We start from the raw sequence: 808 nt of genomic DNA on the forward strand, positions 1-808 counted from the left end.
TCTTAACATTTATCAAAAGTAAGAATACACTCAATAGGCTTGCACTTTTATTCAGCAAACAAGGACTGTTATGAGCCAGAAGAATTTCAGCAAATTGAACGAAACCGAACTTGAGTACGTCGACGATAAAACCGCGGCACTACTACTCAATACGCCGACCAGTGCGCGTATCATGTTGTGGATGATCGTTCTGTTCTTTATTGCTGCTATTGGGTGGTCCGCTTGGGCGGAAATCGACAAGGTTACTGTCGGGCAGGGCAAAGTGATCCCCTCTTCCCAGATCCAAGTTGTGCAAAACCTTGAAGGTGGCCTAGTTAAAGAGATCTTAGTTAAAGAAGGTCAACAGGTTCAAAAAGGCCAACAACTGCTATTGATCGATGACACTCGATTCCGCTCTGACTTCCGTGAACGTGAACAGCAAGTTGCCAACTTAACTGCCAACGTATTGATGCTTTCCGCATCGTTAACCAGCGTAGTAATCAATGAAGACTTTAACGAAAAAGAGTGGAAGAAAAGTGTCACTCTCGATTATGGAAAACTCGCTTTCCCACCTAAGTTCTACGAGGTTCAACCTGAGCTGGTTAATCGTCAAAAAGCAGAATACCGCCAAGATTTAAACAACCTTAAAAACCAACTTTCCGTTTTTGATCAACAAGTTGAACAGAAACAACAAGACCTTGTCGAGATAAAAGCGCGTGTGCGAAACCTAAAGCAGAGTTACCAATTTGCTCGCCAAGAACTGGACATCACCAAACCGCTTGCCGACGAAGGCGTGGTACCAAGAATTGAATTGCTTAAGCTGCAACGA

The 808-nt window shown here is 43.7% G+C and carries 1 protein-coding gene; it reads left to right on the forward strand.

Annotation, left to right across the window (positions count from 1 at the left end; genetic code table 11):
- Nucleotides 1–70: 70 nt before the first annotated feature.
- On the forward strand, nt 71–808 hold a 738-nt coding region (locus tag BCT81_RS28115), incomplete at its 3' end, for a biotin/lipoyl-binding protein (protein WP_133152761.1).

This window comes from Vibrio sp. 10N.261.52.A1 (assembly GCF_002876325.1).
Taxonomy (GTDB): Bacteria; Pseudomonadota; Gammaproteobacteria; order Enterobacterales; family Vibrionaceae; genus Vibrio; species Vibrio chagasii.